The organism is Streptomyces sp. NPDC006655 (genome assembly GCF_040703965.1).
Classification (GTDB): Bacteria; Actinomycetota; Actinomycetes; order Streptomycetales; family Streptomycetaceae; genus Streptomyces.
Genome location: NZ_JBEYJU010000190.1, coordinates 1 through 7,302 on the forward strand (window position 1 = coordinate 1; position 7,302 = coordinate 7,302).

At 72.8% G+C, this 7,302-nt stretch carries 9 protein-coding genes and 1 pseudogene; 3 read left to right on the plus strand and 7 right to left on the minus strand.

The genetic code is table 11. The features are described 5' to 3' along the window. Positions 1 to 53: 53 nt before the first annotated feature. The 4 genes from AB0958_RS43900 to AB0958_RS43915 all read right to left on the minus strand — a co-directional run bounded on the left by AB0958_RS43900 (position 54) and on the right by AB0958_RS43915 (position 2,357). Entirely contained in the window at positions 54 to 320 is a 267-nt protein-coding gene (locus tag AB0958_RS43900) for a DUF4235 domain-containing protein (RefSeq protein ID WP_366896086.1), read from the minus strand. A gap of 5 nt (positions 321 to 325) precedes the next feature. Beyond that, positions 326 to 718, minus strand: coding sequence for a DUF3618 domain-containing protein (locus AB0958_RS43905; RefSeq protein WP_366896087.1), 393 nt, complete (start codon positions 716 to 718; stop codon positions 326 to 328). Continuing rightward, the gene (locus tag AB0958_RS43910; protein ID WP_366896093.1) at positions 715 to 1,086 is read right to left on the minus strand and encodes a phage holin family protein; all 372 of its coding nucleotides are present in this window, start codon (positions 1,084 to 1,086) and stop codon (positions 715 to 717) included. The genes AB0958_RS43905 and AB0958_RS43910 overlap by 4 nt, the downstream gene beginning before the upstream one ends. Positions 1,087 to 1,292: 206 nt before the next feature. Further along, positions 1,293 to 2,357, minus strand: a complete 1,065-nt coding sequence (locus AB0958_RS43915) for a YihY/virulence factor BrkB family protein (RefSeq protein WP_366896088.1) — start codon at positions 2,355 to 2,357, stop codon at positions 1,293 to 1,295. Positions 2,358 to 2,456: 99 nt separating this feature from the next. On the opposite strand from AB0958_RS43915, the gene AB0958_RS43920 reads away from it, so the two are divergent. After that, complete coding sequence (locus tag AB0958_RS43920; RefSeq protein WP_366896089.1) at positions 2,457 to 3,446, plus strand: magnesium and cobalt transport protein CorA; 990 nt, start codon at positions 2,457 to 2,459, stop codon at positions 3,444 to 3,446. Positions 3,447 to 3,540: 94 nt separating this feature from the next. Continuing rightward, positions 3,541 to 4,556 (plus strand): annotated as a pseudogene (locus tag AB0958_RS43925) (amidohydrolase). A gap of 267 nt (positions 4,557 to 4,823) precedes the next feature. Here AB0958_RS43925 and AB0958_RS43930 read toward each other — a convergent pair. Next, positions 4,824 to 5,309 carry a DUF5709 domain-containing protein gene (locus AB0958_RS43930; protein WP_366896090.1) on the minus strand — a complete coding sequence of 162 codons (486 nt, stop codon included), beginning with the start codon at positions 5,307 to 5,309 and terminating at the stop codon, positions 4,824 to 4,826. A 183-nt stretch (positions 5,310 to 5,492) separates the two neighbouring features. On the opposite strand from AB0958_RS43930, the gene AB0958_RS43935 reads away from it, so the two are divergent. Next, on the plus strand, positions 5,493 to 6,584 hold the full coding sequence (locus AB0958_RS43935) for a glutamate--cysteine ligase (RefSeq protein ID WP_366896091.1): 1,092 nt from the start codon (positions 5,493 to 5,495) through the stop codon (positions 6,582 to 6,584). A 246-nt stretch (positions 6,585 to 6,830) separates the two neighbouring features. On the opposite strand, the gene AB0958_RS43940 is transcribed toward AB0958_RS43935, so the two are convergent. Together AB0958_RS43940 and AB0958_RS43945 are read right to left on the minus strand one after the other, a co-directional pair. Next, positions 6,831 to 7,136, minus strand: a complete 306-nt coding sequence (locus AB0958_RS43940; protein WP_366896092.1) for a DUF5133 domain-containing protein — start codon at positions 7,134 to 7,136, stop codon at positions 6,831 to 6,833. 62 nt (positions 7,137 to 7,198) lie between these two features. Then, positions 7,199 to 7,302: sigma factor-like helix-turn-helix DNA-binding protein (locus tag AB0958_RS43945; protein ID WP_358987934.1), on the minus strand; the 104-nt coding region annotated here is incomplete at its 5' end.

The window sequence follows — 7,302 nt, forward strand, 5'->3', positions numbered from 1 at the left end:
GCCGGCCCGGCCGGGCCGGCACCCCCACGACCGCGGTGCTCCGGGGCGGCCCGTCAGCCGGGCCAGCTCCCGGTCAGGCTGCGTACGCCGGTGGCTCCCGCGCGGTCCACGGCCGCCTTCACCACCGAGAAGATCGCGCCTTGGAGCGCTGCGGCGAGCAGCACCTCGCGCCACGACCGGTCCTCGTCCGTGGCGTCCGGAGCGTCCTCGTCGTGACCGAGCACCTTCCACGTCTGTTTGAACAGCGCTCCGGCGGCCAGGCCGCCGAGGAGACCGAGAGCCAGCCCCACCGGCTTGTAAGCGATCTTCGACACCCTCACCCCGCTCACCCCTTCATCCGGCGGCAGGCCATCCACACCAGGGCGGCGGCGCCCGCCACCGTCAGCAGCACCTTGCGGTTGTCCTGGGCCAGCCGGGCCCCCTGTGCGGCCCTGTCCCGGATGGGGTCGGGCAGCCGCTCCTGGGTCTGGTGGGCCACGTCGGCGGCCTTCGCCCTCAGTTCCCCGGCCCGCACGGCCGCCTGCTCCTTCAGCTGCCCGCCCTTCACGGCAGCCTGTTCCCTGACCTCGGCGCCCTTCTGCCGCGCCCGGGCCCTGACATCGGTCTTCGCCGCCAGGGCCTGGACCGTCTCCCCGAGTTCGGCGCGGGTCTGTTCGACCTGTTCCCGCAGTTCCTCGGGGCCGGCGGCGGTGGGTTCGTCGTGCGGCGGCTGGGTCATCGGTGTGCACTCTCCTTGATCACGGCCACATCGGCCTTCACGTTCTCGACGGTCTGCTCGGGCTTGGCCGGTGCGGCCCGCCCGACCTGCTTCTTCCCGCTTCTGGCCAGTACCGCGGCGATCACACCGAGGACCGCCGTGACGATCAGCCCCGCCGCCCACACCGGCAGCGCCACCGACAGTGCGGCGATCACACTGGCCACCAGTGCCTGGAGGGTCAGGAAGCCCACCACACCGGCGCCGCCGAACAGGCCGCCCCCCTTGCCGTAGCGCTTGCCCTTCTCCTTCATCTCGGCCTGCGCGAGCCTCATTTCCCCGCGTACCAGCTCCGTCAGCTGCTGCGAGGCCCGCTGGACCAGTTCACTCACCGGCTCGCTCACCGGCTCCTGGTCGAAGCGGTCCGTGCTCCGGCCCGTTGCCGCATGGTGCGGCTGCGTGCCCGACACGGCGCTCACCTCCCGTCCCTGTCCGTTGCTGCCCGCCCGGCACGCACGCCCGGCGGTCCGACGAACGCGCGAGTACCCCGAACGACCGGGTTCAGGACAGCGACCGGGACCAGGGGTTCAGGACAGGATCAGGCCTCGTCCAGCCTGCGGACGTCCTCCTCGTCCCACGTCCGGGTCGAGCGGGGCTCGGTGTACGGCTCCGCCTCCGGCGGCAGGCCGCCCGCGACGGCCCGTTGGCGCGCGGTCTCGGCATCGAACTCCAGCCCCAGCAGCACGGCCAGGTTGGTGAGCCACAGCCACACGAGGAACACGACGACGCCCGCCATGGTGCCGTAGGTCTTGTTGTAGGAGGCGAAACCGGCGACGTAGAACGCGAAACCCCCGGAGGCGACCAGCCAGAGCAGCAGAGCGACGAAACTGCCCGGCGTGATCCACCGGAACCCCTTGACCTTCGCATTGGGGCTGGCCCAGTACAGCACCGCGATCATCACGGTGACCAGCAGGACGAGGACCGGCCACTTGGCGATCGACCACACCGTCAGCGCGCCGTCCCCGATGCCGAGAGCGGTGCCGGCCTGACGGGCGATCCCGCCGGTGAAGACCACGATCAGGCCGCTGGCCACCGCCATCACCATGAGGACGAAGGTGAGCAGCACGCGCAGGGGGAGGATCTTCCACAACGGACGGCCCTCCGGCATGTCGTAGACCGTGTTCGCGGCGCGGATGAACGCGGCCACGTAGCCGGAGGCCGACCAGAGCGCCAGGACCAGGCCCACGACCGCCATGACCGACCCGGCACCGGCCTTGCCCTGCAACTGCTCCACGGCACGGGTGATGATGTCCCGGGCCGGGCCCGGCGCCAGCTGCCGCACGTTGTCGAGCACCGCGGAGGTGGTCGACCGGCCGGCGATGCCCAGCAGGGAGACCAGCACCAGCAGGGCAGGGAACAGCGACAGCACCCCGTAGTACGTCAGGGCCGCCGCCCGATCGGTCAGCTCGTCGTCCTTGAACTCGCGCAGGGCCCCCTTGAGGACGGCGCCCCAGGCCCGCTTCGGGAGTTTCGCCGGCGTGTCCGGCGCGCGCCGTTCGACGTCGGGTCCGGGCCCCGCCTCCTCGGGCGTCGGTATCCCACGTCCCGGGTCCTCGCCGCTGTCCGGGTGTGCCTTGCGCCATGGAACACGAAGCCTCTGCATACGCACCGGGTAACCCCTCCGCGCCCCGGCTACGCCCGAGCGGTACCGGAATCGGAGCACGGAGGCATGGAACGCGCTCACGGAAGCACCCAGGAAGGCATGGAGTGTGAGATCTACCAGAAACGGACGGGCGCCTGCGAGCGGATCGACTGCGACCAGGCGGACGCGGGATGCGCGGCGACGGCGGACCGCCTGGCCGCACTGACGCCGGACGAGTTCGCCTGGATCCGGGTGACCGACCCCTCCCAGGAGGAACTCGAGCGGCTCGGCAAACACCTGAACCTGCACCCGCTCGCCGTCGAGGACGCGATCCAGGCCCACCAACGCCCGAAGCAGGAGCGCTACGGCGACGTGCTCGCGGTCGCCCTGAAGACGCTGTGGTTCGTCGAGCGGACCGCCGACGTGGAGACCGGCGAAGTGATGATCTTCCTCGGCCCGTCCTTCGCGCTGACCGTCCGCCACGGCGCGAGCGACCCCACCGCGGACGCCGCCCGCCGGCTCGCCGACCAGCCGGACATGGCCAGGCTCGGGCCGGCCGGCATCCTGCACGCGGTGGTGGACGTCGTCGTCGACGCCTACGCCGAGGCGGCCGCCCAGGTGCGGTCGGACCTGACCGAGCTGAAACGGTGCGTGTTCTCACCGGCCCGCCAGGACCTGACCGAGCGGATCTACTCGCTGAAACGGGAGGTCGTGGAGTTCCGTGACGCGGTCCAGCCCCTGGTCCCCGTCGTGCAGCCGCTGACCGAGGCCGGTGACGGACGGCCCCGCGAGCTCGTGCCCTACTTCCGCGACGTCGCCGACCACCTCACCCGCACCGACACCGAAGTGCGCGCACTCGACGACCTGCTGACGTCGGTCCTCGACGCACACCTCGCGACGGTGAGCACCTGGCAGAACGACGACATGCGGCGGATCAGCGCCTGGGCGGCCATCTTCGCCGTCCCCACCCTGATCGCCGGGATCTACGGCATGAACTTCGCCCACATGCCCGAGCTGGACTGGCGCTACGGCTACCCGTGCGCGCTGGCCGTGATGGCCCTCGGCGCGGGCTGGCTGTACCGGGCCTTCCGCCGCAACGGCTGGCTGTGAGGCCGGGGTGTCGTCCGCCCGTACGGCGAAACCCGGAACTCCGACAGCGTCGGCGAAGGCGCGGGCGAACCCGTCCCGCAGACAGGGGAGACACGTGTCCCGGACACCTGACTCCGTGTACCGGCGTATTCACGAGGAAGTCACCGACCGCGCCGAGGACGTGTGGCGGATCGCGACGACGCTGCACGCCGACCCGGAGCTCGCCTTCGCCGAGCGGCGCGCCGCCGCAGTGCTGAGCGGAGAACTGCACCGCGCGGGCTTCCGGGTACAGCCGGGTGCCGCGGGCATGCCCACGGCGTTCGTGGCCCGCGCGGGGGAGAGCCGCCCGACGGTGGCCCTGCTGCTGGAGTACGACGCCCTGCCCGGCCTGGGCCATGCCTGCGGCCACAACCTGATCGCCGCCGCCGGCCTGGGCGCCGCGCTCGCCGCCCGCGCCGCGCTGCCGGGCGAAGACGGTTCGGTGCTGGCCGTGGGCACCCCGGCCGAGGAAGGCGGCGGCGGGAAGGCCCTGGAGGCCGAGGCCGGCGTGTTCGACGACGTCGACGCCGCCCTGATGTTCCACCCGGGCGTGTACGACTGGGTCCGGGCACCCCTCACGGCCCAGGAGCAGTACCGCGTCGGCTTCCACGGGCGGCCCGCCCACCCCACGGGCAACCCCACGGAGGGCATCGACGCCCTGGCGGCTCTCGTCGAGTTGTTCAACGTGCTGTCCGCTCTCGGCCGCCGGCTGCCGAAGGCCTCCCACATCCAGGGCATCGTGACGCAGGGCGGCACGGCCACGAACCTCGTCCCCGCCTACGCGGAGGGCCTGTTCGGTCTCCGCGCGGCGACCACCACGGAGCTGGACGCGCTGGCCGAGCAGCGCTGGGCACCTGCGCCGCGGGCGTGGCCCAGGCCACCGGCACGACCGTCACCGTCGAACGGGCCACGGTCCGCATCGCCGCCGAGACGATCAGCCCCTACCCGCCGGGGGTGCCGGCGGTCACGCCCGGCGAGGTGATCACCGAGGAGGTCGTCGACTACCTGCGCACCGGTGCGGAACACGGCGTCCTCATCCCCGACGCGTCCGACCCCTCGGTCCGCGTACTCCGGGTCGTGGCACGCCCCTGAGCCCCACCCGGGCCCCGACCTCGGCTCTCCGCTTCGCGTCCTGCCTCGGCCCCTCGGGTCGGGCCCCGGCCTCGGTCTGCGAGGCGGGGCCCGACCCGGACTTTCCGGGCTGGCTCCGGCTTCCGTGGTGGAGTCACGGCCCCGGTCTTCGCGGCGGGTTCCGGTCTCCGCCTTCCCCGCTCGCTCAGGGCCTCAGCTCTTCGGGGCCGACCCTGGCCGCGGCCGTCCGAGTCGGCGCCGGCCTCGACCCTCCGGGCCGCGTTGGCCTCAGTCCTCGGAGACGGTGGGCGGCAGGAACTCCTCGGGGACGACGTGGACCGCGGCCTCCTCGGCGCCCGCCGCGCCGCCGTCCACTCCCATGTCCTCGGCGACCGCCTCCGCGGTCCTGTCCGGGTGTGCGCCCTCGTCCGGCGCCACCAGCCGCCCGGCGCGGCGGTCGCCCACCTCGGGATCACGGGGCTCGCCGTCACCCCCGGGCAGGTCCCCGACACCGTCGTCCTCGGATGCCGTCACGTCCGGTACCTCCTGGCGCAGCCGCTCGTCGAGCGACTCGCCCTCGTGCTGCTCGGCCGCCGTCGTGCCCTTCCGGGTCACGCCCAGGGGCTTCTCGGGCGGCGAGTAACCCTCGTCGAGGACGTCGTCGTAGGTACGTTCGTCGATCGCGTCCTGGAGGTCCAGCGGGGCCGCGTCCTCCTGTTCCTCGTTGCCGCCGACGGGCTGGTAGACGTCGTCCGCCATGTTCTCGTCGCTCATTTCCGAACCTCCTTCGCTCGCCGGTGATACCTGCCTTCGATGTACCGAGGAGGGACCGCTCCATGCCTCGCTTCGACCACGTTTGCTCCGTGGCGCTCACGGTCACTTGGTCCCCGCAAGCCGCTCCGGTCCCCGCGGGCGGCGGGCACGGCCGAGAGGCCGTGAGACGGAAGGCGCACCGACGTGATCACCCTGGGTGTCGAAGAGGAGTACCTGCTGATCGACGCGGTCACCGGCCGGCCCGCGCCGCAGGGGGACAAGGTGCGCTCGGCGGCCGGACTGAAGCCCTTCGTGGCCGCTCAGGAACTCCATCCGGAGCTGTCCCAGGCCCAGGTGGAAGCGGTCACCCCCGTCTGCGGCACGCTCGACGAGGTCGGCGGTCACCTGCTGCGGCTGCGGCACGCCGTCACCGCGGCGGCGGAAGCACTCGGCTGCCGCGTGCTGGCCAGTGGCACGCCCCCGTCGCACACCCGGTCCGTCCCGGTCACCGACTCCCCCCGCTACCGGGCCATGCAGCGGCAGGCTCCACAGCTGGTAGCCGAACAACTCGTCAACGGCATGCACATCCACGCCGCCGTACCCGACCGGCCCACCGGCGTGCAGGTCCTCGACCGGATCCGGCCCTGGCTGCCCGTACTGACCGCGATGTCGGCCAACTCCCCGCTGTGGGAGGGCGAGGACACCGGCTTCGCCACCTGGCGCACCCTGATCTACGACCGGTGGCCGGTCAGCGGCGTGCCCCCGTACTTCGCCGACGACACCGACTACGACCGGCGGGTGCAACGCCTGCTGGCCGCCGGTGTCATCGCCGACACCGGGCAGCTCTACTGGCAGGCCAGACTGTCCGAGCACTATCCCACCCTGGAGATCCGCTGCTTCGACGTCCAGCTGGGCACCGACGAGGCCGTCCTGTTCGCCGGGGTGGTGCGGGCCCTCGTGCAGCGCGCGATCTGGGACGTCGCCGAGGACGTGCCCCGACCGCAGCCGGACCCGGAACTGCTGGAAGGGGCGATGTGGCAGGCCGCCCGGCACGGACTCTCCGAGGACCTGATCGACCCGGAGGGCGAACGGCGACGCGCCGGGGACGTGGTCTGCCGACTGATGCGCCACGTCGGTCCGGCCCTGGAGGAGGCGGGAGACTCGCGGGAGGTCAGGGCCCTGGTGCATCGCCTGCTCCAGCTGGGCACCGGCGCGGACCGGCAACGGCAGGCACTGGCCCGCGGCGGCATCCCCGAGGTCACCGACATGATCACCGGCATGAGCGGCCCTTCCTGAGTCCGCGTCCCGAGGCGAAGGGGGCAGGCATGAGAGGCGTCGTTCAGGCGGACCGCGCACTCCGGCAGGAGGGCGTGGCCGAACGCCTGGGGAAGTCGTGCGGACCCTCACGGCCGCCTGTGCGGGCCACCTCGCGGACGACGCCACCGTCCTGTGCCCGGGCCGACGCCGATGCCTGAGCGCGGCCGGTCCCGGCCCGTCGCGTCGGGCCGGGACCGGGACGAGGGTGTCGCCGGGCGTCGTCCGTCAGGCCTGGGGCAGCACGCTGCGGGCCGGTGTGCGGGACACCTGGCGGCTGAGAATGGTCCGTGCCGGGCCCGCGGCGGGCGTGGCGCCCGCTCCGTCGGCGCTGTCCATGGTGCGGTCGAGGTAGTCGTGCGCCACGCGCAGGGCGTCCGTGAGCTCCCGGGTCCCGGTGGACACGCAGAGGGTGTAGGCCAGGTCCTGCAGGCGGGTGCCCACCGAGGCGTCGTCGACGAGTGTCTCGGTCACGAGGAGTGCTTCGTACTCCTTGACGAGTCTGCGCAGGGTCGCGGGGTGGGGCATGAGCATGGGTCGGTCTCCTCGGATCGGGACGGGTACGGCGGTAGGGCCGGCGGACTGCGGTGGACGGGTCACCCGCGCATCGCTTCGGCGCGGACGCGGGCGCAGCTGCGGCTGATGAGGCGGGAGACGTGCATCTGGGAGATGCCGAGCTGGTCGGCGATGCGGCTTTGGG